24 protein-coding genes and 1 pseudogene are annotated in these 26808 nt (G+C 46.3%); 14 read left to right on the plus strand and 11 right to left on the minus strand.

Annotated elements, in window-relative coordinates:
- The 4 genes and pseudogenes from H528_RS13820 to H528_RS0107055 all read right to left on the minus strand — a co-directional run.
- Window positions 1-981 (minus strand): annotated as a pseudogene (locus H528_RS13820) (ATP-binding protein); the annotation flags it as partial.
- Window positions 982-1296: 315 nt separating this feature from the next.
- Window positions 1297-1710: a type II toxin-antitoxin system VapC family toxin gene (locus tag H528_RS0107045; RefSeq protein ID WP_022853629.1), complete on the minus strand. Its 414-nt coding sequence runs from the start codon at window positions 1708-1710 to the stop codon at window positions 1297-1299.
- Window positions 1679-1921, minus strand: coding sequence for an AbrB/MazE/SpoVT family DNA-binding domain-containing protein (locus H528_RS0107050; protein ID WP_022853630.1), 243 nt, complete (start codon window positions 1919-1921; stop codon window positions 1679-1681). Before H528_RS0107050 ends, H528_RS0107045 begins: the two co-directional genes overlap by 32 nt.
- A 293-nt stretch (window positions 1922-2214) precedes the next feature.
- Window positions 2215-5445 (minus strand): SNF2-related protein, encoded by a 3231-nt coding sequence (locus H528_RS0107055; protein WP_022853631.1) that lies wholly within the window; start codon window positions 5443-5445, stop codon window positions 2215-2217.
- A gap of 223 nt (window positions 5446-5668) precedes the next feature.
- Between H528_RS0107055 and H528_RS0107060 the strand changes: the two genes are divergently transcribed.
- From H528_RS0107060 to H528_RS0107095, 7 genes are all read left to right on the plus strand, one after another.
- The gene (locus tag H528_RS0107060; protein ID WP_022853632.1) at window positions 5669-7471 is read left to right on the plus strand and encodes a 4Fe-4S binding protein; all 1803 of its coding nucleotides are present in this window, start codon (window positions 5669-5671) and stop codon (window positions 7469-7471) included.
- The gene (locus H528_RS0107065) at window positions 7471-8082 is read left to right on the plus strand and encodes a TorD/DmsD family molecular chaperone (protein ID WP_022853633.1); all 612 of its coding nucleotides are present in this window, start codon (window positions 7471-7473) and stop codon (window positions 8080-8082) included. The genes H528_RS0107060 and H528_RS0107065 overlap by 1 nt, the downstream gene beginning before the upstream one ends.
- Window positions 8083-8103: 21 nt before the next feature.
- Window positions 8104-8286, plus strand: a complete 183-nt coding sequence (locus tag H528_RS0107070; RefSeq protein ID WP_022853634.1) for a hypothetical protein — start codon at window positions 8104-8106, stop codon at window positions 8284-8286.
- Window positions 8287-8300: 14 nt separating this feature from the next.
- Window positions 8301-11060, plus strand: a complete 2760-nt coding sequence (locus H528_RS0107080; protein WP_084677675.1) for a molybdopterin-dependent oxidoreductase — start codon at window positions 8301-8303, stop codon at window positions 11058-11060.
- Window positions 11061-11115: 55 nt separating this feature from the next.
- On the plus strand, window positions 11116-11667 hold the full coding sequence (gene fdh3B / locus H528_RS0107085) for a formate dehydrogenase FDH3 subunit beta (RefSeq protein ID WP_022853635.1): 552 nt from the start codon (window positions 11116-11118) through the stop codon (window positions 11665-11667).
- 75 nt (window positions 11668-11742) lie between these two features.
- On the plus strand, window positions 11743-12630 hold the full coding sequence (locus H528_RS0107090; RefSeq protein WP_022853636.1) for a formate dehydrogenase subunit gamma: 888 nt from the start codon (window positions 11743-11745) through the stop codon (window positions 12628-12630).
- The gene (locus H528_RS0107095) at window positions 12631-13245 is read left to right on the plus strand and encodes a P-loop NTPase family protein (RefSeq protein ID WP_022853637.1); all 615 of its coding nucleotides are present in this window, start codon (window positions 12631-12633) and stop codon (window positions 13243-13245) included. It begins immediately after the preceding gene.
- Here the strand turns inward: H528_RS0107095 and H528_RS0107100 are convergent.
- The 3 genes from H528_RS0107100 to H528_RS0107110 are packed head-to-tail and all read right to left on the minus strand — an operon-like array spanning window position 13242 to window position 15849.
- Window positions 13242-13685, minus strand: coding sequence for a hypothetical protein (locus H528_RS0107100; protein ID WP_022853638.1), 444 nt, complete (start codon window positions 13683-13685; stop codon window positions 13242-13244). The two genes, H528_RS0107095 and H528_RS0107100, sit on opposite strands and share 4 nt — an antisense overlap.
- The gene (locus H528_RS13065) at window positions 13643-14887 is read right to left on the minus strand and encodes a cation:proton antiporter (protein ID WP_022853639.1); all 1245 of its coding nucleotides are present in this window, start codon (window positions 14885-14887) and stop codon (window positions 13643-13645) included. Before H528_RS13065 ends, H528_RS0107100 begins: the two co-directional genes overlap by 43 nt.
- Entirely contained in the window at window positions 14884-15849 is a 966-nt protein-coding gene (locus tag H528_RS0107110; RefSeq protein WP_022853640.1) for an ADP-ribosylglycohydrolase family protein, read from the minus strand. The genes H528_RS13065 and H528_RS0107110 overlap by 4 nt, the downstream gene beginning before the upstream one ends.
- Between H528_RS0107110 and H528_RS0107115 the strand changes: the two genes are divergently transcribed.
- Window positions 15848-16555, plus strand: coding sequence for a ubiquinone/menaquinone biosynthesis methyltransferase (locus H528_RS0107115; RefSeq protein WP_022853641.1), 708 nt, complete (start codon window positions 15848-15850; stop codon window positions 16553-16555). The two genes, H528_RS0107110 and H528_RS0107115, sit on opposite strands and share 2 nt — an antisense overlap.
- Here the strand turns inward: H528_RS0107115 and H528_RS0107120 are convergent.
- The 4 genes from H528_RS0107120 to H528_RS13075 all read right to left on the minus strand — a co-directional run bounded on the left by H528_RS0107120 (window position 16542) and on the right by H528_RS13075 (window position 20559).
- Window positions 16542-17768 carry an aminotransferase class I/II-fold pyridoxal phosphate-dependent enzyme gene (locus tag H528_RS0107120; RefSeq protein ID WP_022853642.1) on the minus strand — a complete coding sequence of 409 codons (1227 nt, stop codon included), beginning with the start codon at window positions 17766-17768 and terminating at the stop codon, window positions 16542-16544. The two genes, H528_RS0107115 and H528_RS0107120, sit on opposite strands and share 14 nt — an antisense overlap.
- 79 nt (window positions 17769-17847) lie before the next feature.
- On the minus strand, window positions 17848-18531 hold the full coding sequence (gene ispD / locus H528_RS0107125; RefSeq protein ID WP_022853643.1) for a 2-C-methyl-D-erythritol 4-phosphate cytidylyltransferase: 684 nt from the start codon (window positions 18529-18531) through the stop codon (window positions 17848-17850).
- A complete protein-coding gene (locus tag H528_RS13070; protein WP_022853644.1) occupies window positions 18491-19171 on the minus strand; it encodes an endonuclease V in 681 nt (226 codons plus the stop codon). The genes ispD and H528_RS13070 overlap by 41 nt, the downstream gene beginning before the upstream one ends.
- Window positions 19147-20559, minus strand: coding sequence for a UDP-N-acetylmuramate--L-alanine ligase (locus tag H528_RS13075; RefSeq protein WP_022853645.1), 1413 nt, complete (start codon window positions 20557-20559; stop codon window positions 19147-19149). Before H528_RS13075 ends, H528_RS13070 begins: the two co-directional genes overlap by 25 nt.
- 375 nt (window positions 20560-20934) lie before the next feature.
- Here H528_RS13075 and H528_RS0107140 point away from each other — a divergent pair, with 375 nt between their 5' ends.
- The 6 genes from H528_RS0107140 (at window position 20935) to H528_RS0107165 (ending at window position 26757) form a co-directional block, all read left to right on the plus strand.
- Window positions 20935-21336: a hypothetical protein gene (locus H528_RS0107140; RefSeq protein WP_022853646.1), complete on the plus strand. Its 402-nt coding sequence runs from the start codon at window positions 20935-20937 to the stop codon at window positions 21334-21336.
- Complete coding sequence (locus H528_RS0107145) at window positions 21333-22031, plus strand: YggS family pyridoxal phosphate-dependent enzyme (RefSeq protein ID WP_022853647.1); 699 nt, start codon at window positions 21333-21335, stop codon at window positions 22029-22031. The genes H528_RS0107140 and H528_RS0107145 overlap by 4 nt, the downstream gene beginning before the upstream one ends.
- A 68-nt stretch (window positions 22032-22099) precedes the next feature.
- A complete protein-coding gene (locus tag H528_RS13080) occupies window positions 22100-22402 on the plus strand; it encodes a chaperone modulator CbpM (RefSeq protein ID WP_022853648.1) in 303 nt (100 codons plus the stop codon).
- Complete coding sequence (locus H528_RS0107155; RefSeq protein ID WP_022853649.1) at window positions 22378-24762, plus strand: DNA internalization-related competence protein ComEC/Rec2; 2385 nt, start codon at window positions 22378-22380, stop codon at window positions 24760-24762. The genes H528_RS13080 and H528_RS0107155 overlap by 25 nt, the downstream gene beginning before the upstream one ends.
- Entirely contained in the window at window positions 24759-25184 is a 426-nt protein-coding gene (locus H528_RS0107160; protein WP_022853650.1) for an archease, read from the plus strand. The genes H528_RS0107155 and H528_RS0107160 overlap by 4 nt, the downstream gene beginning before the upstream one ends.
- A gap of 40 nt (window positions 25185-25224) precedes the next feature.
- On the plus strand, window positions 25225-26757 hold the full coding sequence (locus H528_RS0107165; protein ID WP_022853651.1) for an ASKHA domain-containing protein: 1533 nt from the start codon (window positions 25225-25227) through the stop codon (window positions 26755-26757).
- Window positions 26758-26808: the final 51 nt, after the last annotated feature.

Here is a 26808-nt window from a genome sequence, read left to right on the forward strand (position 1 = left end):
ACCCGTCTGAAATAAAATGGTCTCAGGCTTAATGGTTTCTATCTCAAAGCTTTCTACCAGTTCTTCGCCTACCTCAAGGTGCTCAAGCTCAGGGACAAAAAACTTCCTCTCAGTGAGAAGCTTTATCAAAAAAGTAGGCGTACCTGTTTCAAACCAGTAAGGACGGAACTCCCTGGCATCAAGAAAGAGCAGAATATCGAAGGGATTGTAAACAGGTTCTCCCAGCCAGGAGTAGCCGTTATACCAGCGGCGCACCTCAGAAAGATCAATGCCTTCCAGGCGGTCGGCGAAAGTGTTTTTAAATTCTTCCTGAGTGTAGCCACAGATGGTGGCATAGCCGGGATGGATGGTAATGTCCTTGAGGTTATTCAGTCCTGAAAAAATCGAAACCTTGGAAAACTTGGTAACGCCAGTGAGGAAGCAAAACTTGAGATACGGGTCTGCGTCTTTGAGCACGGAGTAGAAATTTTTCAATTCCTCGCGGATCTCTTTCGCGAGCTCCGGTTTGTGAATGTTGTCAAGGATGGGCTTGTCGTATTCGTCGATAAGTACCACGACCTTTTGGTTGTGCTTTTCATTAAGGCGCAAAATAAGTTCCTCAAAGCGCTTATTCGGAAGTTTTTCCTGGTACGATATTTGATATTTCTCAGCATGGCGTCTCAAGATAGAAAAAAAGGTCTCCACAAGCTCATCTTGAGACCTGATTACTCCCGACCCGAAGGAGATATAGACCACTGGATACTTCTTAGACCAGTCCCAGTTATTTTCCAGAAAAAGCCCGCGGAAGAGCTCGCGTTTTCCCAAGAAGGCCTGGCGCAGGGTATCAAGAAAAAGGCTCTTCCCAAAACGCCTTGGGCGCGAAAGAAAAAAGTACTTTCCTTCTTCAACGAGTTTTTTCACGAAGGGAGTTTTATCTACGTATTAATAGTTTTCTGTGCGGATTTCCACAAAACTTTGAATTCCTACGGGAAGCTTTTTCATTATTTTTGCTCCTAGAAGGATTTACGGTTTGTTATACGGCTTAATCACTTTTTAGCCTAGGTTCTGGTTCCATGGCAACTTTCCCCCTAAAAATAGGAACGGATCCCATTTTTGGGCGGTTTGTATATCCCAATTATCCTTTCACCGCTGATAGAAGTTCCATAGGAGACCTTTGCAAAACATTTTTTAAGGTCCAGTCAAGGATCGGTTGTGCTTGCAACACCGATCTTCCCATTTTTTCAAAGGTCTCTGAGGTTGTAACTTTTATTGATGGAGAATGGCCAGGATAGCTCACTGGGGAGAGAGAATTCCCCCTCAGGATTCGTTCCTGTTTGTTTCATCTATGCACTTTTTGACTTTTTTGTCAAAGGACATCACTGGATATCTGCTACCATAAGCACATATGAGACAATCTACAAAGTCTAGATTCTTTTCTGCAAACATTTTCAGGGCATCAAAAAGAATATCTTTATCCGCCGCATTTATGCCTTTTGCCATAAGAAGCTCTTTAAGCACCTGGGCTATCTCGTGCCTTTTGACGTTATAGAGCCCGGATAGTACATAAACTACTTCAGCAATAACAGCATCAAGTAAAAGAACCTTCTTTTTACCAGAAAAAACCTTGTCAAACAGAGCTTCAGCTTCTCTATAAAATTCTTCATGGTCCTTTAAGAGATACCTAAGTACGATATTGGCATCAATAATCGTTATGTTTTTTGGAAAATTCATTTTTTGCAACGTCTTCTTCCATTCTCATTATTTCATCTATGCTCTTATCTTTTAGGGCATACTTTTTTAAGGCTCCGCCGGGTTTTTTGATAGGTCGCATTATTATCTCCTCACCTACCATATCCACTTCTAAAAGTTCACTTCCTAGCCTTTTTCTTAATCCCGCCGGAATTGTAATCTGACCTTTAGAGGTAATTTTTACGATAAACATATTACATTCTCCAGTTGTATTACTTTCGTACAGTGTAGGAGAAAGGAGATATAAAGTCAACATATTGGTCTTCCATGAACTTTAAAGTCTGGCCCCCTTCTTTCGTGCCGTAAGGGATCTTTAAAGCATTTATGTTGAAGGAGCCCTCTTTTCATGCTTCGGGTATTCGCCCCGGTGTTGGGTAGAGGATTCTTCAGTGGCTCTCGCTTCTTTAGAATAACAACTTAGAGGTGTGCTTGGGGCGCTTCGTACCCCCAACATGACTATTCAAAATATGGCCTGGACTACAAAGACTATTTTTGCTTAAGCCCAAGGATGCAGGAAAAAATGCGCTTCTCTAAAGGAGTTACGGTGCGCACCTCTTTAAGGAGCCTGGCAAAGGCTTCGGTTTCCAGGGGATGTTTGCGCAGGTATCTCCTTACGTCCTTCAAAAGCGGTGGGGTCTTGCGCCTTGGATCCTGGGCAAGCTCTTTCAAAATAGGCGAAATAGTCTCAAGCCACTTGCGGGTAAGCTGCCTTAAGTCAAGGTTTTCCTGGGCGTAATCATCAAGTACGCTTTTCAGTTGCGCAAGGACTTTGCGCCGGCCTTCATCTTTGCTTTCCTTTTTGAGGTAAAACTCAAGGACATCTTTAAGAAGGAGTAGGGCCCTTCTGCTCTTCATGGGCAGGAGGTCAAACTCTGCCCGTTTTATCTGGTAAAGAAACGAAGCCAGGGCTTCGTCAGCCTGCCTGGTCCAGGCCAAAGGCGGAGGGTCGTCTTTTAGTTTTTCGCGAAGCCTGGCGCATATTAGTTGCATGTCGGTAAGAGGGCTTTTTCCTTCTTCTACAAAGATCCAGCGCGGGGCCAGCACTTCGTTTTCACTTCCCCGCACGCAGAGAAAACACCAGGGGCTTTCGGCGGCCACCGCACTGATAAGCGCGGTTTTATCTGGCACTCCTTTGAGTAAGTCAAGCACTTCTTCAGGGACAAGGGGCTCTTTTCCATAAACTAGATCCTTTACCGGCTTAAAGACATCGGCGAGCTCGTCGCGAAAGCTCTTTTCCGCGCGTTCTTTTTCCCGCTCGTAGAGCTCAAGCATGAGTTCCCCTGAGATGCGTTCTTCTTGCCATCCCGGGACGATCTTTAAAAATTCCTTGGGAATACTGATGTTTGAGCCCAGGATGTTTTCCACCATGAGATGTCTTTCCACCAGGCGCTTGTCTGTAGAAACGCAAAATTCCGGGGAATCATCAGGCCAGTAAACTTCAACCACCTCATGGGGGCTGTCCAGGCGCTCAATACGTCCGATGCGTTGCTCGGCAATGCGTATCACCGAGGGCAGGTCAAAGAACACCACTGCTGAGGCCTGCTGCAAATTTACCCCTTCAGACAGGGCATCAGAGCAAAGGGCCACCACGCCTTTAGCTGGTGAGCCCAGGCAAAAGAGCTTTTTAAGCAGGCGGCGTTCCTTGGGCCGCCCGCCGGTAACAAAAATAGTGGTTATTTCAGGGAACTTCTCCCCAAGGAGCTTTTCAAAATAGGCCAGGGTGATAAGACGGCTGTCATAGGCCAAAATGAGCTCATGGCGCCCAAAAAGACTTTTGATGAGTTTAACTTTGGCCTCTTCTCTTGCCGGGGAAAGCTTGCGGCATAAGGCGGTTATCTCCTGGTAGGTTTCGATTTCCCTTTCAAGGGCCTCTAAAAAGCCCCGCTTTTCCCTTAAAAACTCCGGGGCTTCTTCTGAGGGAAGGGGCCTAAAACGCTCTTCAAACTGGTTTTTCATGGCTTTTAGGCGGGCAATAAGGTCTCCGGTGGGGTCTTTAAACTTGGCCTTTATGTCGAACTCTTTAAGGGCTGCTTCTGTTCCTTCCAGGTGTTCGATGAGGGCGGCCCTTGAGGAGCGCAGCATGGCCTTTACGTTAAAAAGCGCAAGGGCACTTGCCGCGGTAAGACGGGGGTTTAACTGGGCCGGGTCAAAGGGGGACTTTTCCTGCCAGAGGTCTTCAAGAGTCTTTTTAAGCCAGATAAAGCCCACGAGATTCCGGGCCAGTTTTTCTATCTCAAGGGCAATTTGGCGGTCTTTTTCCGTTTCACCGGTGGCGTAAAGGATGCTCTTTTCCCTGGGGAAACGGCAGGGGCGGCCAAAGCGGTCGGTATAGGCCTCTTTTTCCTTTTCTATCAGGCGGTTTAGTTCTTCTCTGGTGCGACGCACGGTAAAGACCTGTACGTAGCGCTTAAGGCGCCGGAATTGTTCGGCACTGAGTCTTTTTCCCCTTTCAAGCTCGCGGCGTATCTCAAGATAGGCGTTAATGGCTTCGTCTGAAAGGTTATCAAGGCCGAGCACTTCCATAAGGCGCAGAAGGTCTTCTACCCCGCGGTTAAGGGGCGTGGCGGTCATAAGGATTACGTGTTCGGCCTGGCTGTTTAGTTGCACGGCCTGTGAACGCCGCGAAGAACGCGAAAGATAGTTGTGGGCCTCATCAATGAGCAGGATGCCCGCCTGGCGCATGCGCGCAAGGGCCCGCCTTGCGCCTTCTCCATGGGCTACGCTAAGAAGGCCGTGGGAGACTGTTTCCACCGGAAAAGAAAAGCCTTCGTAAGAGGCCTCTTCTTCCCAGAAATCCCGCACCCCAGGAGGGCAGATGATCAAGCTTTTGGCCTTGTGATATTCCTGGCGCAGGAGAAAGCGCGCCTGAAGCACCGCAAGTAGCCCAATGCCTACTTTGGTCTTTCCGGCTCCGGTGGGATCAGCGATGAGAACGCTTCCGTGTTCGTCAATAACCCAGAGGGCCTGGGCTATGGCCTGTCGCTGGGAAGGCCACAGCTTCAAATTATTGAGCACCTGGGAAAGACCCTCGTATTCCTTAAGCCAGTTGTCTTCAAGGATTTTCAAGATGGCCCAGCACAGGGCTTCCTGCCAGGTGGTAGGCCTAAGGAGTTCTTCCAGAAGCGCTATGATCTCACGCTGATAGTCACGGCTTTCCCGTAAAAAATTTTCCACGATCAGGGAGACTTCCGCATACCGCGGGTCATCTTTGGCAAAACGACAGTTGGCCTCTTTCTGGAATTTGAGCCCGGCCCGGGAAAAATTGCTTGAACCAAGGATGGCGTGCGTTTCTCCAAGGTAGATTTTGGCATGAAGTTTTTCACCCAGGTAAAAGTGAATGCGGTCTTCTTTTAGTTCGGTAAGGAAGTTAATCAAGGCCCCGGAGAGGGTGATGCTTATGCCCTGCGAAAGCCAGTAGTTTCGAAGCTCCTGCGCAAGATTTATCCTGGGCCAAGCAGTGGTGAGCTCCTTTTCCGGGAGGTCAAGCTCGTGGCCTAGCACGATCTTGATAATCCGGTTGGGAAACATCTCGGTGCCAAAAAAGGCGATGAGGTGTTCCAGGGAGCTGTAGCCGGTGATAATGGTAAACTTTCCCGAAGCAAGGATATCTTCCCGCAGGATCTCTTCGATGCTTCCCTGGTCGGTGTTCAAGGGGAATCTTTCCTGGGCGGGCCAGAGCTTTTTAAGCTTTCTTTCGAAAAGAGAGACCTGTTTCAAGGTTAATCCCTTAAGATTTGTTGGCAAAGTTGATGACACATTTTAAGAGACCTTTGCAAAATTGCCGAGATCAGTATTGCAAGTACAGCCGCAAGGGCCTTAAGAAAAGATGTTTTGCCAAGGTCTCTATAAATATTTTCAATTTTCTATTTGATATACATAGATTTTTTTGAAAAATAATAGCTTGTTTTTATAAAAAGTTGAGAATATATAGAATTGTAATATGAAAATTTTTCTGGCTAAAGAAGGGGCGGGGCTTAAGCTAAAAACAGCAGAAGAGTTTCCTGAAGAAGCCGTCCTTTTAGCCGCGTTTTCTAACGAAATTCAGGATGAAACAGCCCTTTTTTCCCCCACTCTTAAGGTTAATGCCACTCTTGGTGATTTTGACCATACTATTCTTGAAAAAATAGCCCTCCTTGAGAAAAGACGCTTTAATGAAAATATTGTAAAGACATACACCCTTGATAAACGCGGCAAGATTATTGTTTTTTCCAAGGACCCCAAAAAACTTTCCAGGTTTGAGGAAATATACGGCGGCTTACTTGAGCTTTTTACCATTTCCCTTGGTGCGAAAACCCTTGACCACCTTGTTGCTGAAGATGTCCGTGTAGCCAAAAAAGGCGATGTTTACCTGGTAGAAGTTGCCAGGCGCCTTCCCATTGATCCAGAAAAATGTAGCTACTGTGGCGTGTGTGGGGCTCTTTGTCCTGAAGGGGCAATCTTTCCTGAGCTTTACATTGATTTTGAACGTTGCTCTTTATGTAACGAATGCGTGTCAGCCTGCCCGGAGGGGGCCATTGACTTACATCGCTATGAAAGTCTTGAACTTGAGGCCCCTTATCTTCTTTTTCTGGAAGACCCTGCCATCGAACTTCCAGAAGAGAGGGAACAAATCTTTACGCTTACTGAGCTTGACAAGCTTCTTACCCTGCAGGGCGAGCACCTGGTAGAAGAACTCATCAGGATAAGGCCCGGGCTTTGTCAGCATTTCGGGCGCCTTGGTGCTGGATGTTCCAAATGTATTGAGACGTGCAAAGCTTTGGCCATAACTGGAAAAGAAGAAGGCATTTCCATTGACCATTTCAAGTGCGAAGGATGCGGAAGCTGTGCAACATGTCCCTCTGGAGCCTTTGAGTTTTCTCCCTTTTCCGACCAAAGCTTTTTTGAATACTTTTCCGAGATACCTCTTACCGACTTGCGGATAATTATCGCACAGGAGTCCGATCTCTTGAATTTCTGGTGGTGGCGCAATAACCAAAAATTTCCCAAGACCTTCTTTTTGGAGTACGGCAGACCCAACGCGCTTACTGCTGTTCACCTGCTTTATCTTTGGTGCCGTGGTGCGAAAGAAGTTATTCTGGTTACCGAAGAAAACGACTCCCTTGCCAAGGAAGTGCTTCTTGCCAATGAAATAACCAAGCATTTCTGGCAAACTTTACCTTTTAAAAGAATTTCCGCTGAAGAGTTTTTAACTCTCGCTAACGAGACGGAAGGTAAAAATCCCCTTAAAGAAACTTTTTCTTTTAAGAGTTTTAATAACAGGAGAAAGCTGTTAAAAGAGCTTCTTTCTTTTGCCTGGGAAAGCACTAATGCTTCTCAAGGAGAGATTATTGCTTCTCCTGATTTTGGGGAAGTTTTTTGCGATGCGGAAAAATGTAGCCTTTGTGCGGCGTGCCTAAATGTTTGCCAGACGGGTGCGCTAAAGGGCGATGAAAAAACCTATACCCTTGTTTTTACACCTGTTTATTGTATTCAATGCGGGGCCTGTGTGGCCATTTGTCCGGAAAAGGCCTTGGAACTAAAAGCAGGGCTTAGACTTTCGAGAGATTTCCTTGAACCCAAGGCCCTTTCTCAGACAGAGCCTGCCCGTTGTAAGGAGTGTGGCAAGATCTTTGGCACACGCAAAAGTGTGGAAAAGGTTAGACAAATCCTCAAAGCACAAGGACGTTTTGCAGAAATAGAAGACCTCTTTGATTATTGTGAAGATTGCCGCACCATTAAAATGCTAGAGAAGGGGAATATCTAATGGCGCTTTCAGAACTAGCCCAGGCCCGTATTTTTATGTACGACTTTATTAAGTCGCTTTTTTTAGAGGAACCTACCAACGAGACTAAAGAAAAATGGCTCAAGGCTCTTGCAGTTTTAGAAAAGGGGACAGAATTCGAACCCCTTGATAAGGCAATTCGGGAGCTGCGCAATCATCTTGAAAATGCCGAAGTCTCTGATCTCCAGGATGAATATTACGAACTTTTTGTAAATCCGGCTGTTGAGAAGCCACTTGTCCTGACAGCGTCTTACTATCTGGATGGTAAAGCCGTTGGCCCCACTCTTGCTAGATTGCGCAAAATTTTAGGCGAAATGGGGATAAAACGTGCTGAAAATTTTAAAGAAAACGAAGATTCCCTAGTTTTTATCTTGGATTTAATGGCTATTTTAATTGAGAATCTTGAAAAGAAAGTCTATAAAGACAACAGGTATCAGGAAAAAATTTTTGAAAACTTTCTTAAGCCATGTGCCGCAGGGGTTAAGAAAACCTTAGAAAACCATCCCAAAGCCAACTTTTACAAGAAATGTGCCGAGATGCTTCAAGGGTTTTTGCTTTTGGAAGAAAGGCTTTTTGCCGAAGGAATATCATAATACACCCCGAAGGAGGTCATTATGGCAAAGATTGACGGGGAAAAGCGCTCTTTTATCAAAAAGGCAATGGTGGTGGCTGGCGCAGCCCTTGTGCTTGGCGGGGCAAAGGCCCGTGCCAAGAAAGAAGCTGCCCCGGCCAAAGGCGAGATCCTTTATCGGGAAACCGAGGCCTTCCGTAAGTATTACGAAACTTTGAAAAGATAAGAGGAGGTGTTTTCATGGCGGCCAGCAAATTAATTTCTAAAAAGGCCCCGCGTTCTGGTAAGAAGTTTACGGTAAACCCTAAGGTAGCACGGCGTTCCTTTTTGAAAATCGCCGCAGCTACCACAGCTTTGACCGGGCTTGCTTTAAGCGGTCGTTTGAGCCAAACCGCTGAGGCTAAAAGCCCTAAGTTTCCTTACAGCCAGTCCAAAACCGTTCGCACCATCTGCACCTATTGTTCTGTTGCCTGCGGTATTTATGCCGAGGTAGAAAACGGCGTCTGGGTACGCCAGGAAATCGCCCAGGATCACCCCGTGTCTCGCGGTGGGCATTGCTGCAAGGGTGCCGGTGCCATTGACATGGTCAACAGCGAAAAGCGCCTGAAGTATCCCCTTAAGCGCGAAAACGGACGCTGGAAGAAGATTTCCTGGGAGCAGGCCTTCGACGAAATCTGCGGCAAACTCCTTGAAATCCGCAAAAAATATGGCCCTGACGCCGTACACTGGAATGGTAGCGCCAAGGTCTCCACAGAGATGGCCTACCTTCAGCGCAAACTAGCTGCCTTCTGGGGGACAAACAACATAGACCACCAGGCCCGTATATGACACTCCACTACGGTGGCAGGTGTCGCCAACACATGGGGCTATGGTGCTATGACCAACAACTTTAACGACATGCGTCATTCCAAACTTTTCTTCTTTATTGGTTCTAACGCTGCCGAGGCCCATCCGGTGGCCATGCAATATGTTTTTTACGCCAAAGAAGTTCACAACGCGCCGGTGATCGTAGTTGATCCGCGTTTTACCAAGCTTGCTGCTAAAGCTACTGACTACATCAGAATCCGCCCAGGTACAGATACTGCTTTTCTCATGGGCTTGATTAACCAGCTTATCCAGAATGAGTGGTATGACAAAGAATTTGTGCGCACGAGAGTAGCTGGATTTGAAGAACTCAAAAAAGAAGCTGCCCATTACACCCCCGAAGTCGTTGAAGATATCACCGGGGTTCCTGCAAAGGAAGTGGTCCGCATTGCCAAACTTCTTGCTGACCATCGTCCTGGAACAGTTGTCTGGTGCATGGGTATTACCCAGCATCACATCGGAAGCTCTAATACCCGTGCCTGCTGTATCCTCCAGCTTATGCTAGGTAACATGGGTGTCTCTGGTGGTGGAACAAACATCTTCCGTGGCCACGATAACGTCCAGGGTGCAACTGATATGTGCGTGCTTTCTCATTCACTTCCTGGCTACTACGGCCTTTCTGACAAGGCCTGGAAGCACTGGTGCAAGGTCTGGGGTGTGGATTACGAATGGATGAAATCTCGCTTTTACAACAAAAAATACATGAATAAACCTGGTTTTACCCTGGCCCGCTGGTATGAGGGCGTAATTCAGGAAGACAAAATCACCCAATATACCCCGCTTAAAGCGGTGGTTTTCTGGGGTATTTCCTCACAGTCCCAGTCCCAGTATCACAAGGTTAAAAAGGCCTTTGATAAGCTTGACCTCGTGGTGGTAATTGATCCGTTTTTCAATACCACCGCAGCGATGTGTGAAAAAGACAACGTCTATGTGCTTCCTTCTACCTCACAGTACGAAACCGAAGGCTCGGTGACCAGCAGCTGCCGTCAGGCCCAGTGGCGTTACAAGGTCGTTGATCCTATGTACGACAGCAAGACCGACTACGAGATCCTTCAGGAATTCGTAAAGCGCTTTGGCTTTGAGGACAAATTCTTCAAGAACATCAAAAAAATCCCCGATGATGTTACCCGCGAGATAGCCAACGGCTGCTTGACCATTGGTCTTTGTGGCTGGTTGCCAGAACGCATCAAAAAACACACTGACAACTGGCACACCTTTGATATCGACACCCTTCAGGCTAAAGGAGGCCCGTGTGACGGTGAATACTATGGGCTTCCCTGGCCATGCTGGACTGAGGAGCATCCTGGTACCCCGATTCTCTATGATATTTCCAAGCCAGTTGCCAAGGGTGGGCTTCCCTTCAGGGCCCGCTTTGGGACGGAATATACTTATCCTGATGGCCGCACCGAAAATCTACTTGCCGCAGAGGGTGTAGCCAATCCTGGCAGTGAAATCATGGGCGGCTATCCCGAGTTCCCAGGCTGGAAGACCGATAAAAACGTTATCAAACAGGCCATTAAACGCGGCATGGCGCCTTTTGGTAATGCTCGTGCCCGTTGCTATTGCTGGAATTTCCCTGATCCTGTTCCCAAACACCGTGAACCCTTGCATTCTCCGCGTCCGGATCTTATCGCCAAATATCCCACCTATCCGGACAAACCGGATCATTACCGTGTTTACACGCGTTTTAAGAGTGAGCAAAAACCAGAGCTCGCCAAAGAGTTCCCGATTGTGCTCATTACAGGGCGTGTGGTCCAGCACATGGGTGGTGGTGATGAGACCCGCAGTAACAAATACCTTGCAGAGCTCATGCCTGAAGTTTACGTGGAAATTAATCCCAAGCTTGCTAATGATTACGGCATTCGTGATGGCGAGATGATCTGGATAGAGTCTCCTGAGGGTGGCCGTATCAAAATAAAGGCCAAGATTACTGACCGTGTGGACGAAAAGACCGTGTTCATTCCGTATAGCTTTGCCGGAATGTTCATGGGACGCTCTATGGTCGGAAATTATCCCGAAGGGCTTGTCCCCTACGCTATCGGTGAGTCTGCAAACGTGGTGACGAACTACGGCTATGATATCAAGACCCAGATCCAGGGGACCAAGGAATGTCTCTGCCGTATTAAAAAGGCGTAAATAAAGAGGAGGGAATTTTTCCCTCCTCTACAAGTTTTTATGAGGAGGAACAGACATGGCCATGAAATTTATTTGTGATACTGACCGTTGCATTGCTTGCTACGGCTGTGTGGTTGCCTGTAAAGAGGGCCACCACGTGCCAGTAGGAGTCAATCGTCGCCGGGTGGTAACTATCAATGAAGGAAAACCCGGAGAAAAGAATATCTCAATTGCCTGTATGCATTGTGCCGATCCGCCATGTATGGCAGTTTGCCCCACAAAATGTATTTATAAGCGCGAAGACGGGATTGTGCTTCACGACAAAACCAAGTGCATTGGCTGTGGTTACTGCCTTATGGCTTGCCCTTTTGGCGCGCCTCAGTTTCCCAAGACCGGACCTTTTGGAGCACGTGGGGTGATGGACAAATGTACTTTTTGCGCGGGTGGTCCGGCTCCTACGTTTAGTGAAGAAGAAAAACGCCTTTACGGCCAGAACCGTATTGCAGAGGGGAAGCCACCACTTTGTGCCGGGATGTGTGCTACCAAGGCCCTTCTTGGTGGAGAGGCATCGGTTATTTCTAAAATCTATACCGAGAGGGTTGCACGCCGTGGCGGCGGTGTCATGTAATGTTCTTTTGATGGCATAAATGATTTTAGAAAGGGGGCATTATGCCCCCAATTTTCTTGTTAAGGGGTGTTTGCGATGAGAAGGTTAGCTAACGAAGTCATCTGCTTCTTTGCGGTAGCGATGTTCCTTTTAATAGGAGGGGGGCTGGCCTTGGCCTTAAACGTACCTTTTAATACTGGCTACTATATTGATCTTTGGCGGGAGTTTTACGCGGCCGTTGTGGGAGATTGGGCGAACTCAGGGCCTTTCTTTATCAAATATGTCCCGCTACTTAAGCCCTTATTTCTTTTGGTAGTTGTAGCAGTACCAGGAGTATTCTTTTTACATTATGTAATCATTGGTCCGAAAAAATTCTCTCACGAGGGAGAACAAATTCATTATTACGGCGTTTTTGCCCGCATCATCCACTGGGCTGCAGCTCTTTTCTTCACTTTGCTGGTTTTTACCGGTCTAATTATTGTTTTTGCTGATTACCTTGGAGGCGGAGCCTTCGTTAGGTTTTGCCGCTACGTGCACCTTATCTCTGCCTTTGGTTTTGGTATCACCGTTGTCCCGATGTTTCTCATGTGGGTGAAAGACATGCTTCCTGCACCTTATGATATCGACTGGTTCCTCATCCTGGGCGGGTATCTCAGCAAAAAGAAACGTCCTATCCCTGCGGGTAAATATAACGCCGGCCAAAAGATGTGGTTCTGGCTTTCAACGTTAGGTGGTGGCTTAATGCTCTTAACAGGTTTTTATCTCTATCTTTTCAATACCTCTGTGACTAACTTGCGCTATTTTACGCTGTTTCACATGGTGCTTGGCCTTGCTATTGTGGCACTCTTTTTCACCCATGTTTACATGTCCCTTTTTGCCATTAAGGGTGCCATTTGGAGCATGATTTACGGACATAAGTCTGCTGACGAAGTATCTATTCTTCACAGCAAATATTACGAAAAAATTAAACAAGGTTCTAAGTAAATGATCCCTGTAGTTGCATTTATAGGTTGTGAAGATCGCGACGATGTTTTCCGTGCGGTAACCGCCGAGCTCAGGAGGCGAGGATATAAAGTAGGCCATATAAAAGAAGTTTCTCTTGCAAAGAATACCCAAGAGCCTCTTGAGGTTGCGGCGGTTGCCGAGCTTGCATTTGGTCGCCTCTATCTTAAGCAAGACTTTGAGAACGAAGAATTTGAGCACCTTTTGATGCGAATTTTCGAAGGATTTGACATTGTCTTGGCAGATGGTTTTGCACATGTAGAAAGAATTCCCAAAATGGAAATTCTTAAAAAGGGCATTTTTGAAAAATCTCTTAAAGGGAAGGTTTCCGGAGTTCTGGCATCCATTTCAGATTACGAAGTAAAAAACGGCAAAAATTTTAGTTTAGAGAATATTGGCGAGATAGTTGATTTTATGGAAGAACATATCATAAAACCCACTCTCCAGATAAATGCCGTTTTGTTTGTTAACGGAAGACGTGTTCCTTTGAAAAAATATGTTCGGGAGACTCTGGCTGGTGTGATTGAAGGCTTTGTAAGCCGCCTTAAAATGACCGAAAATGCAAGAGACATTTCTGTAAAAATAAGGCTTAGTTAAGCGCTTTGGCGGTTATTGCTTATTCTTTGTCTGCCTGCCTGAAAGTATTTAAGACTAGCAGTAATTAGCGCTCCCCCCATAAGACCGTATACGACGATGTATTCCCAATAAGGGAGAGGGTGCTTCCTAATAAAAACCCCAAGGCAAATCATAATGGTGATAATGAGATAGCTCTTCCAGGGCTGGAAGGCAAAAAGGCAGAGGTGGCTAGCATCCCGATCATCAAGCCGTTTGATATTGCGAAAGGCAATCCTTGAAAGGATACGTTTTCCGAAGAAATAGGAAGAAACATAAGCAACAGACCAAAGGCTCCAGGCCCAGAGTTTATTTAATTTAATTGCGGCAAAAGTGGCACGTAAGGAAAGCATCAGTCCTACGGCCATCCACAAGCTACCTGCTACAAAATAAAGCCACTTTTTAGGGACTTTTGGTTTAAGCATAGGCCATCTCCGTCTTTTTTAAAGTAATATTTCAACATAAACGGAGCAATTAAAGTGGTAAAAGCTACTACCGCAATCATTACCGTATAAACGTTTTGATCAAATATACCACTTATGCGGCCAAATTCAGCAAATATTATCCCTACTTCACCCCTTGGAACCATGGCTAGGCCTACAAAAAGCCTTTCTGCAAAGGTTCCTTTGATGACAAATCCCGCAACACCCTTACTAACTAGAGCTACCAAAGAAAAAATAAGAAAATAGAGTAAAAGATAAAAACTCAGTTCCAAGGCCTTCAAGTTTATCTCTAAACCTACGTAAACAAAAAACAGGGGGGTAAAAATGAAAATAAGAGGATCAATAACACTTTTGACGCTTGTCACCGTGGCGGTTGAAACTCTTAAGCTTGCTGCAAATGGAACCACAAAACGACGGGAAAAAGCAATCCCTCCGGTGAAAGCGCCTAAAATTTCAGGGGCTCCAAAACGCTGGGCAAAATAAGCTAAAAAGAAGATTAGCGATAGGATAGTTGAAGGGATGAATTCATATGTCTTTAGCTTGCGAGCCAAAAAGTCAATCATCAATGCTATAGTGTGTGCTGCTAAAGGTGCCAAAAGAAAAAAAGTTAAAATGTAAAATATGTAGGTAAAGGTTGAGAAGAATTGGAAAGTTCCAGTTTGAGCAAATTCAAAAAGAACGGTCAGTAAAAGAACCCCTAAAATGTCGTCTATCACCGCTGCGGCAAGAACAATTTGTGCCGCTCGTGTTTCAATAACCTTAAAATCCCTTAAAATCCTTACGGTTATGCCTATGCTAGTTGCGGCAAGGGTCCCTCCGATAAATAACGAAGCCGTAACATTTAGATTCATAAAATAGTGACCGATAAAGGTTCCCAGTCCAATGGGCAAAAAGGCACCTATTAAAGCTACGGCCAAGGATTGAAACCCGGTCTTTTTCACCTGGTCAATATCAACCTCAAGACCTATTTGAAAAAGAAGAAGAATTATTCCGATTTCAGCAAGGAGCTTAAGGATAACGTTGGGCTCCACTAACCCTAGAAGACTAGGACCTAAAGCAAGACCGGTAAAAATTTCTCCCAGAACAGCTGGCACCCCAAATCTCTGAAAAATGCTTCCAAAAAGGCGCGCCAAAAAAAGAATTAAGGCAAGGTCTAAAAAAAGGCTATGTATTTCTGCTTTCACATCGCCTCCAGCGCAAAGACCCAGGCTATATTTTTGAGCATTTCGCCTTTTACCAGTTCATTTAACAAATTTGCAGGTAAAGATTCATAACCATAACAAAGCCCTGCTGCTCCTCCAACAACAGCGGCAGTGGTGTCTGTATCTCCTCCTAAACGCACCGCAAGAGTCACCGCTTCGTGATAGCTTTTTGTTCGTTTTAGAATCCAACAGGCAGCAAGAAGGGTATGCACCACATATCCACTGGTGCTAATTTTTTCCTGAGGCCAGGTAAAAAGGCTTCCGTCAAAAAGAGGTTCAAAATACCTTAGCTCCGCGCTAAAAGGTGCTTTTTGATAAAACTTTCTTCCAAAATCAAGGGCGTAGCCAAGGGCCTTATCAAATTCCGTTTCTATTAGCCCGCGGCAAAGAAGGGCGTAAAGGCCGCAGGCTATTTTTGCCCTTGGATGCGCGTGGGTGATACTTGAAGCCAGGTGAACCTTCTCAAGCATTACTAACTCGGGTTCACGGCGATACCGGAGCACTACAGGCAAGATGCGCATGAGACTTCCGTTGCCGTTGTCTCTTTCATCAGTGCCGCCGGCCTTTTCAGGTAAAACCCCTTTTTCAATGCGCAAAAGCGCCTCTTTGGTGGCGCGCCCTACCCCTATCGCCTGGCCAAAAGGGGTAAGATAACCTTCCTTTAGCCAGCGCAAAAAACTTTGCGCTAGATCAGCTAAATTAAGTCCCTGGCAACGCCTGAGGCTTTCTATAGTTATAAAAGTAAGCGACGTGTCATCTGACCACGTACCAGGTGGAAACAAGCCAGCGTGATAGCAAGAGAGATTGATATGTTTTAGTTCCTCTCTGGCTTTTCCCTCGAAAGGAAATCCCAAGGCGTCTCCAATGGCAAGGCCCATTTCCGCGGCAAATAATTTTTGCGCTATCTTGTCAGGATTTTTCTTCTTAACTAAGCTTTGCGCCATGGATGAGATAAAAAATAAAAAAGTTTACGTAAAAGAAAAGTTCTCCCGGGTAACCCGCCGCTATGATTTGGTGAACACCTTAGGAAGTTTTGGCATAGACCATTGGTGGCGCTATCGCACTATCAAAGAACTAAAAAGACTTCCCGGGCCAATACTTGATCTGTGCGCAGGCACCCTCACCCTTGCCAAGGAAATAGTCCGCCAGCGTCCGCGCCAGGTAGTTGCCCTTGACATCACCTACGAAATGCTTGCCTATGGCAAAGTGCGCCTGGCAAGGCACCCAGCCCTTAGTTTTATCACACAAGTGGCAGGAGACGCAGAGTCCTTACCCTTTAAAGATGATTCCTTCTGGGGGGCTAGTGTGGCCTTTGGTATTAGAAATCTTGCCAATCCTGAAAAGGGACTCGCGGAGATAATCCGGGTGCTTAAACCAAGAGGCAAGCTTGCAGTATTAGAATTTTCTCGCCCAAAAGTTCCCATATTTAAGCAAGTTTACCATTTGTATCTCAACCACTTTATGCCGCTTCTGGGAGGGACTCTTACCGGAGATGAAGAGGCCTATCAATACCTGGCTAAGTCTATTGCTAAATTCCCTGCTCCAGAAGAATTTGCCCGAATGATGCAAAGAGCAGGGTTTAAAGAGATAAAGTTTTATCCGTTAACATTTGGTATTGTAACGGTATATACGGGAGTCAAGCCGCTTTAAGCCCGCGTTTAGCAAGGAACTTTTGCATAAAATCCTTGATGCGTTCGTAGGCCTTTTCAAGTATATCTTCAGGCGGCAGAAACACTACCCTGAAATGAGCAGTGCCGGGCTTTTGGCCAAAGCCACTTCCGTGGACTACTACTACGCCTGTTTCTGCGATCAACTCTTTGACGAATTCGATGTCAGAGACTCCCGGGACATCTATACGCGGAAACGCATAAAACGCGCCTTCAGGTTTAACGCAAGAGATCCCCGGGATTTCGTTTAGCATCTTTACGGTGAGATCCCGGCGGCGTTCAAGTTTTTTAATAGCTTCGTCTATATGGACCTGGTTGCCATTTAAGGCTACGGGGATGGCGTATTGCTTGGGATGACTAGTAGAAAGTCTTGCACGTGCAAGTTTATGAATCGCCTCTGTGAAATCTTTTACTACCTCCCACGGGCCTGAAACAATCCCCCAACCAATCCTAAAGCCGGGGGCAAGATAACACTTTGAAAGCCCATTAAAAGTTACCACCGGGACTTCGGGATCAAGGGCCGCGATGGAAATATGTTTTTTGCCGTCAAAAACTAGCTTATCGTAGATTTCATCTGCAAAAATTACAAGCTGATGCTTGCGGGCAATCTCAATGATGCCCCTTAGGGTTTCTTCAGAATAGACCGCTCCAGTAGGGTTGTTGGGGTTAATGATGACAATAGCGCGGGTTTTGTCGTTAACCTTGGCTTCGATATCAGCAAGGTCAGGTTGCCAGGCGTTTTCTTCGTCAAGGTAATAGGGATTAGGAAAGGCACACAGTTTGGCCAAAATAGCCGTGTAAAGAGGATACCCGGGGTAGGGGACAAGGACGTTTTCTCCTTCGTTTACCAGGGCGGTTAGTGCAAAATCAATGGCTTCGCTGGCACCTGTGGTGATAAAAATATCTACAGGCTTTATGCCCTTTTTTTCGGCTTCCTTGCGAATCGCACAGATAGCCTCGTCAACCCCCTCTGAGGCGGAATAGCCAGTTAAGTTTTCGCACATGGCCTGATAGGTGGCTTCTATCAGGGGCTCGGGGGTGCGAAAGTCATATTGAACGGGATCTCCGATGTTTAAAAAGAGAAGCTCTTTGCCCTTGCGGCGGGCTTCTTCCGCCACCAGGACAATGTCGCGCACTGCGTATTCGATCTTTTCAGTGCGTTTGGCAGGTTTAATGGGCTCAAAATCTTTTTTCATTTTGCCTCTTCACCCAATAATTAAAATGTCAAACTATGATAATGACGCTCTTTCGTTAGAGTGTCAATAAGACTGAATTTTAAGCTAGTTCTTTGGAAAAAGAAAGGATTGCCCGGGCAATTTCCAGGTCTTCCCTGGTAGTTATTTTAAAGTTTAAAAAATTGCCACAAACAACGTAAACAGGAATACCGCAAGCTTCAAGGAGTGCGGCTTCATCAGTGGCGAGAAGGCCCTTTTCCTGTGCATGTAAAAAGGCCTTTTTCAAGAGGGCAAAGCGCGCCCCTTGCGGGGTCTGGGCAAGATAGATGCGTTCTCGTGGGAGGGTGCGCAAAACCAGGCCATTTTCTATTTCTTTTACCGTATCCCGCGAAGGAAGTGCTACCAGGGCAGCACCTTTTGCTTTGATCTTGGCAATCACCTGGCGCACCAGGTCCTGTGTTACAAAGGGCCGACAGGCATCATGCACCAGAACGATTTCTGTTTCTTCTGGCAATGCCAAAAGGCCATTTGCCACAGAATCCTGGCGGGTGGCGCCTCCAGGGACAATTTTTATTGCTTTAGCAAAGCCTACTAAAAGGCTTTTTAGCTTTTCTTCCCAGGCCTTGACAACTGGGATAACGATTAAGTCAACCTCTGGTAGGGCTTCAAAAACAGAGATAGTATGCCAGATAAGGGGTTTTCCGGCAATTTCTAAAAACTGCTTGGGAATTTCTGCCCCAAGCCTACTTCCTATCCCGCCTGCTGGAATTATCACCGCATTCATGCCGCAACCTCTGAGAAAATATGTGTGCCTGGCGTAAAGGTTCGGGAATACGGTACCCTGAAAGCGAAGCTTTTACCACTTCTAGGGCCTCTTCAAGGGTTATAAGGTGTCCGGGAGAAACATAAACCGGCTTAACTCCTTTGCGCGTGCGTAAGCACACTCCCTTTACCTCACCGTTTAAATAAATCGGAGTAAAGGAACCCGGTTCTTGAGGAGGTATTTCAAATTCACCCACCAAAGGCTTCTTGGCCACCCCAATGGTAGGGAGCTTTAGCTCAAGGCCTAGGTGAGAAGCAAGCCCAAGTCCCCTGGGGTGAAGGATCCCCTGGCCATCAACAAGCAAAACATCTGGCATAACTGAAAGACCCTTAAAGGCTTCTTTTAAAACCGGGACTTCTCGAAAGGAAAGAAACCCCGGAATGTATGGGAAAGTAGTTTTTAGCCTGGCAAAGGCCTTGGCCACCATCTTTTTTTCTTTAAGGTCGTAAACCACGAAAACGCCGATGCTTTCTTGAGAAGAAATGACGTAAGAAACATCAGCCCCTGCTACCAGACGAGGCTTTCGCTTAAGCGGGCAAAGCTTTACTTTCTTGGCAAGCTCTTGCTGGATACTTTTTAGCTCTTCAAGTTTTGACGGCAAAACGCCACCAGTTTCTCGGTCAGATTATCAAAAGGCCCGTTTGACATGAAAAGTACCACGTCACCAGGCTTAATTTTTTTCTTTAGTTTTACAAAAAGAGCCTCTCCGTCTTCTGCCACATAGGCTTCTTTGCCGCAAGCAATAATGTCTTTGACAAGTTTTATAAGGTCCAAACGCTCTTCTTTGGGGACTTTTTCAGGATTTGGCGGGTTTTTAAGAAAGACTACGTCAGCAGTACTGAGGGCTTTGGCATAATCTTCCTGAAAGATCTTGCGCCTGCTGGTGTTAGTGCGCGGTTCAAAGCATGCGATAAGACGCTTCTTGGGCCAGGTCTCTCTAACCGCAGCAATGGTAACAGAAACCGCGGTGGGATGATGGGCAAAATCATCAATCACCAAACATGGATCTTCAAGCAGAACTTCCTGGCGTCTTTTGGTGCCAGGGAAGCTTGCAAAGGCCTTTTCAATTGTTTTTTCCGAAAAACCAAGGGACTTAAGTAAGCCAAGGACTCCCAGGGCATTTAAGGCGTTGTGTTCACCAATAAGCGGCAAGAAAAAGCGACCAACTTTGCCATCTAATTGGTAATTGACCCACTGGCCGATTGGCCTCTGAGACACTTCACGGCTCACTAATTTAAGCTCGCCTTCTGGGCCGTAAGAAAGTTTTTTCGCAGAAGATATTTGGGCAACCTTCGCCACGTTTTTATCAGCAAAATAAACTAAGCTGCCGTACGAGGGAATAAGGGAGACAAAATAGCCAAAAGCGCTTTCTAAGGCAGAAAAATCTTCGTATATATCAGCGTGGTCAAACTCTAAGCTTGTAAGTATTGCTCCCAAGGGGGCGTAATGTATAAACTTCGGGCGTTTGTCAAAAAAGGCGCTATCGTATTCGTCTCCTTCAAGGACAACGTATTTCCCCTGGCCAAGTTCAAAATTACGTGCCAGATCCCTAAGCATACCACCCAGGAAAAAGGTCGGGCTTTCACCAAGGACCCTAAGGGCGTGGGCAAGTAGCGCTGAAGTAGTGGTTTTGCCGTGGGTGCCAGCAACCACGAGACTTTTTCGGTGCATGATAAAAAAGGCAAAAAGGGCTTCTGGTAAAGAAAGATACGGGATCTTTTCTGAAAGGACGTATTTTACTTCGGGATTATCGTAGCGGGCCACATTTCCAATAATAACTAGCTCAGGGGAAACCTTGACTAAGTTCTCTGGGTTAAAGCCTAAAAAGACCTGTGCGCCTATTTCTTTTAAGAGCTCACTCATGGGACGGTAGATCTTTTGGGCCTCTGAGCCGTAAACTTCTGCTCCTGCTTTTTTGAAAAGCCCTGCTAGGGCTCCCATCCCCACGCCCCCGATACCTATGAGATATACGCGTTTCGGCAACTTCATGCCGCTAAATTAACACGACCAAAAATTTTTACACGTAAAATTTTACGTAATCCCACTTGATAGCCCGTGTGGGAAATAATTAATCCCACTCGCGCGTAAAGTCTTTCCAAGGTTGGCAACGCCCGACCCAGCTCCTTTTGAGATAAACTTTGCTCTCTAAGCTCTCTAGTAATGGATGGACAAAACAATACTTGCCCCCCGACGTATGAAGAGCAACACTTCCGTTTTTTCGTTTCGAAAAATGGGAACGGATCCCCGCTTGCAACCATGAACTTGGCAATTTTGCCAAAGGCTTTCTGGAAAACTTGCCGAAAAAATGAAAAGGTTTATTTTTAGCAAGGCAATTTTCAGAAAATCGTGAAAGGATGTGTTTAAATGGCTGAGTCGTATCATGTGCCGCATCGTTTTCCTAGCTGGGTGCCTTGGGCTGCCTTTCTCATCGGTATCTGCGGTGCCATTTCCCTTCGTCTTATCCTCATTGCCAAAGCCTACAATCGTCCTGATCTCATCACCCTTTTTTGGTATTTAGGGGTATGCGGCAACATGATCTTCTTTATGTTTCGGGCCTATGTCACCGCCCGCCGCAAGAAAACTATTGAAGAACTGCGTCTCCTTGAAAAACTAGAAAAAAAAGAAAAGCTTTCAGACGAAGACTTCGAGGCCTTGCGTTATCTGGTATCAAGCATAAAAGTATCCAAAGAAAGATGGAATTACGTGGTAATTTTTGTTTTTTCTCTTGCTGCTATTTTCTGGGATCTTTGGCTGAGGTTTAGATGATGACCATCAAAGAAAGGCTTACTCAAATACGAGAAAAAATCGAAAAGGCAGCACAGAAAGCAGGAAGAGCCCCTGAAGAAATCAAACTTCTTGGGGCCTCAAAAACCCAACCGCCAGAAAAAATCCGCGAGGCATTTGAAGCCGGGCTTTCCCTTTTTGGCGAAAATTACGTGCAAGAAGCCAAAAAGAAAAAAGAGGCCCTTAAAGACCTTCCCATAACCTGGCATCTTATAGGTTATCTTCAGCGCAACAAAGCCAAAGACGCTGTCAAAATTTTCCACATGATAGAAACCATTGACCGCAAGGTCATTGCTTCTGAGCTTGCCAAAAGGGTCCAAAAACTCGGCAAAACTCTTCCCGTGCTCATTGAAGTAAATGTCGGCGGCGAAGAAACCAAGGCAGGGGTCTTGCCTGAAGACCTCCCGTTTCTTATTGAGCACGTTTTATCCCTTAAAGAACTTAAGCTCTCAGGCCTTATGACCATTCCACCCTACCGCGAGGATCCTGAAGAAGTAAGGCCATTTTTTGCCCGTTTAAGAGAACTTCGCGATGCAATGCAGGAAAAATTCCCTGAGGCAGATCTCAAAGAGCTTTCCATGGGTATGAGCCATGATTTTCACATAGCCATTGAAGAAGGGGCCACCATCGTACGCGTGGGCACCGCCCTTTTCGGCCCGCGGCCTAAAAAGGCCTAACCCCCTTAACGAATAAAAATTTGTTCTTAATATTTCTTTGGGTAGCCAAATTAAACTGGAGGCAAAAAATGGCGATATACTATGAAATGAAAGTAATTTGCGAAAAAGTAGGGCTCTCCCCCAAAACCTTACGGGTGTGGATTGAAGAAGGCCTTCTCGAACCCAAACGCGAAGGCCGTCGTTATGTGTTTGCTGAAGAAGACCTTAAAAGGCTTCTTCTCATCAGACGCCTTCGTGATGAGCTAGGAGTAAACCTCGCTGGGATAGATATCATCCTCCAGCTCCTTGACCGGATAACCGAACTCCAAGAGGAGGTGGAGAGGCTTAAAAAAGCCCTTGGTAAAACTTGTCCTCCAAACCTTTTAGTTTAAAGTTTCCAGAAAGCCCGCTTCAAAAAACCGCCCTTGCCTGGGCAGGTGGTCTTTTCCTGGCCTGGGAAAGGGCCTACCTGATTTTCCCTGTAATTTTTCTTATTTGCATAGCTTTTAAGCGCAAAAACTTCATCTTCATGTTTATTTTCCTGGGGGCATTTCTCCTGGGGCTTAAACTTTTCCCTTCTCCGACCATTCCGGAAGCAAAAAGGCAAAAAGGCGTTTTCACCTTTCGGCTGGAGAAAGCCCTGGTGCCAGGAAAAATCTTCAAAAAAGCTGAAGCAACCCTTCTTTCCAGCAACGAAAAAGTCATAATCTATGTGCCTAAAAAAGTTGCGCTTTCTCCAGGGACCATCTTTCAAGCCGATCTGACCCTTAAGCCGCCGCGGGGAAGCCTTAATCCCTTCTCAGGAGATTATGCCCGCGAGCTTAAGGCCCGCGGAATAAAATTCATTGGTTACGCGCGCAAAGTAAAAGTCCTACCTGAAAAAGGTTCTTTTAAACCCATTCAAAGCATACGCGAAAGGCTCTTTTCTTTTTCAGAAAATCTCTCTCCAAGGGCCCAGGGGCTCTTCGAAGCCCTGATTCTGGGGGAGAAAAGAAATCTGCCTCAGGATTTTCGCAAAGCTTACGAAAAAGCAGGGCTATTACATCTCCTGGCAGTTTCAGGGCTCCATATCGGGCTTCTCTTCTTCCTGATAAGGACCCTGGTTAAGCCAGTTTTTAGGGTAAGACCTGAGCTTTTAAACAAGCTGACCGCTGAGCAGTGGAATTTTGTGGTGGCCATGCCTTTGCTTCTTGCTTATACGCTGATCTCCGGGCCGAGTCCTTCCGCAGAAAGGGCCTTTGTAATGTTTGCCCTCTGGGGAGTTGCGCTTCTTCTCTTTCGCGAGATAAAGGGCTTTGACGTGCTTTCAGCTACGGTGCTTTTCATCCTGGTCATAAGCCCGGAAAGCATTGGGAGCCTTTCCTTCAGGCTTTCGGTAACCGCAGTAGCCGCCCTTATCCTGGCCCACCGAATACTTAAAAACATCTCTCTCCCAGAAGGGCGCATCAAAAAATATTTGATTAAAGGGTTTGTCTATTCGTTTTTTGCTTCTTTAGCTACTTCTCCTTTTATCCTGTGGCTTAAGGGAAGTGTTTCGCCCTGGGGGCCATTTACTAACCTATTGGCAATACCTGTTTTTGGGTTTCTCGTGCTTCCACTTGAGTTTCTGGCGGCATGGCTTTCTTTTTTTAGCCCGCAAATGGCGAAGATCCCCGCTGAGCTTGCCGCAAAATGTGTTTCCATAAAGACGTTTCCGCTTCCGCAAATAAGTTGCCCCTTTCCTCTCGGCGCCTTCCTGTGGGTGCTTTTGCTTTTTGCTCTGTCAGTCTTTTTCTGGTGCAAACGTAAACTTCTATTAACTGTCAGTGATTGCTTACAACGAAAACATGAAAAAGGCGTCGCGGGGAAAGTCTCCCTGGCCTGTCATCCCAAAAACATTTTCACAGGACTGGGAGTATCTTTTGGGGATGGGACCCTCGCTGTCGGGCGTTTAACTCCAATAATCTTTTTAAGTCTTGTACTGGCCTTTAGCGCTTATTTTTACGCCATAAATAACGGGCTTCGCTACGTGACGATTCTTGACGTAGGCCAGGGGAGTGCTGCAGTGGCCAAGGTTGCCGCCCGTTGCGCACTTCTTTTTGACGCAGGACCAGCGCGAGGGCCATACGACAGCGCCCATTTCAGCATAATTCCCTTTTTACGCAAAATGGGTCTTAAGCCTGAAGCTATCTTGATTTCGCATTTCCAGGCGGATCATGCCGGAGGGTTTCAATCAATCCTAAAAACCTATCCGGAAATTCGAGTAATATCCCCTGAGCGCATTCCCTCGCAACAAGTGCTTAAAGATTCTTATTTTGAGCTTTTTCTCTTCTCAGCTAACGGAATCTTTTCTGAAAACGATGCCAGCCTGGTGGCCAAACTTAAACTGCGCGAAAAAAGTTTTCTTTTCCCAGGCGACATCACCTGCAAACGGGAAAAATTCTTGTTAAAAGAAAATATTTCCGCAGAGGTTCTTATCCTCGCGCACCACGGCTCAAGTACCTCAACAGGGCCTTCTTTTTTAAGACGCGTAAACCCTCATCTTGCACTTTCTTCTTCACGCTGGGAAATACATCCGAGTAAAAAAGTGCTCACCCGTCTTGAAAAATTTAAAGTTCCTCACTATGGCACCAAGGCAAATGGAGCCTTAACTGTTTTAATAGACGATGAAAAAGCCTGGCTTTGCCTGGAAACAAAACGTCGCAAAGCACCGCTTCTTTTAAGAAGCCTATGGCCCTTTGTAAAAACAGGTTGCACGGAGGTTGACCTATGAAACCAGGTTACGAGACTTTTGAACACGGCGCTGATATCGGCATCCGCGGCATTGGAAAAACCCTTGAAGAGGCCTTTATCAACGCGGCCAAGGCCCTTTTTAGCCTGATGGTCTTAAACCTTGAAGATGTACGCCCTGAAGTAAAAGTTTCTATAGAGGCTTATGCTGAAACCCTTGAGGAACTTTTTATCGAGTGGCTTAACAAGCTGCTTTCAGAAGCTGGCATGGAAAATCTTGTCTTTAGCGAATTCGGCTGTGAAATAGATCAAAAAAAATGTACGCTTAAAGGCTTTGCTGCGGGAGAGCGCATTGACGAAAACCGCCATGAGCTTGGCGAAGAAGTAAAAGGCGCCACTTTCACCATGCTAAAAGTTGAAAAGGTTGGCGAACTCTGGGTGGCCCAATGCGTGGTTGACGTTTAAGCTTATTTAGGGTTTTCTTTCTTAAATGCTAAAGGGTTTTGTGGCTGAAGAAATACTCCTTGAACTGCCTTTACCTTCCCTTGATGACCAACGCGCAGACGAAGCAAGAATAAGGCAAAAACTCGAAGAAATTTTGGAAAAAGAGCCCAAAGTCCCTATTTCCACCCTGCGTAAAGCCCCGCGGCTTTTGCGCGATACTAATTTTAAAATTAAGGCCCGGGTGCTTTTTGATGGGAAAGACTGGATCCTGGCAGATATTTTATCCCCTGATGATGAAAAGCCCTTTTTGGGCCTTGGTATTGATTTGGGAAGCACCGGCGTTGTTATCTATCTCCTTGATTTTCACAGCGGAGAAGTAGTTAAAGAGCATCATTTCAAAAACCCGCAAATCCCCTTTGGGGAAGATATTCTCAACCGCCTGCACTTTGCTGACAAACCTGAAAAGCGCCAAAAACTTCACGAGGTAACCATAAGCGCCTTTCAGCAGGAGATAAAAAAACTCCTTGCAGGCCTTCCTGAAGATAGCATTTATTACGTGGCCCTCTGCGGGAACACTACCATGGTCCATTTCTTGCTGAACCTTGAAACACGCTACCTTTATCGGGAACCATACATTCCTGCGGTTAACTGGATTGACACCTTGCACCTTAAAGATCTTGGGCTCCCTGGCCATTCCGAGGGGCTTCTTTTCGTGTTTCCCAACCGGGGTGCTTATTTTGGCGGAGACCTATTGGCAGGCATCCTGGCCTCAGGGCTTCACCGTCAGGAAGAGATAAGTATACTCATTGACGTGGGCACCAATGCCGAAGTGGTGCTTGGGAACCAAGAATTTTTGCTGGCAACCGCAGGCGCCGCAGGCCCTGCCCTTGAAGGAGGTATTCTTTCCTGTGGCATGCAGGCAGCTCCAGGGGCCATCGAACGAGTACGGATTGACCCCCAAAGCCTTACCATTGAACTCAAAACTATTGGAGGTGAGAAGCCGAAAGGGATATGCGGCTCAGGGGTGATTGACTTCTTGGCCCAGATGTTTCTGGCAGGCCTTATTGATCCGCGCGGGAAATTCGTGCCTGAAAAACTCCCTGAACGTTTTCAAACTATTGACGGAGAACTTGCCTTTATCCTAGTCCCGGGAGAAAAAAGCGCTACGGGAAGCCCTATTTACGTTACCCAGGGAGAGGTGAAAAGCATTGTGCGTTCAAAAGGAGCCATGTACACGATTCTCACCGTGCTTTGCCAGAGTGTGGGCTTAAGCTTTGATGATATCGCCCATTTTTTTATTGCAGGAAGCTTTGGCAACTACATTGACCCGGAAATGGCTATTACCATCGGCATGCTCCCTGATGGGCCCCTTGAACGCTTTGTGCCCCTGGGAAACGCTGCGGGCAAGGGAACTATCGTTTTCCTTAAAAATAAAAATTCTTTTAGCGAACTTAAAAATATCCTTGAAAGCCTGACTTACCTTGAAATGAACGTAAGGCCTGAGTTCATGCAACTCTTGACAGGGGCCCTTTTCCTGCCCCATACAAATCTTTCTCTTTTTCCAAATGTTGCCCAAAAATTGACAGCTTCTTAAGCGCAACTTAAAAAATGACTCCCAACTTATCCATGCATCGTAAACCCTTTA

This window comes from Thermodesulfatator atlanticus DSM 21156, from assembly GCF_000421585.1.
In the GTDB taxonomy this organism is placed as follows: domain Bacteria; phylum Desulfobacterota; class Thermodesulfobacteria; order Thermodesulfobacteriales; family Thermodesulfatatoraceae; genus Thermodesulfatator; species Thermodesulfatator atlanticus.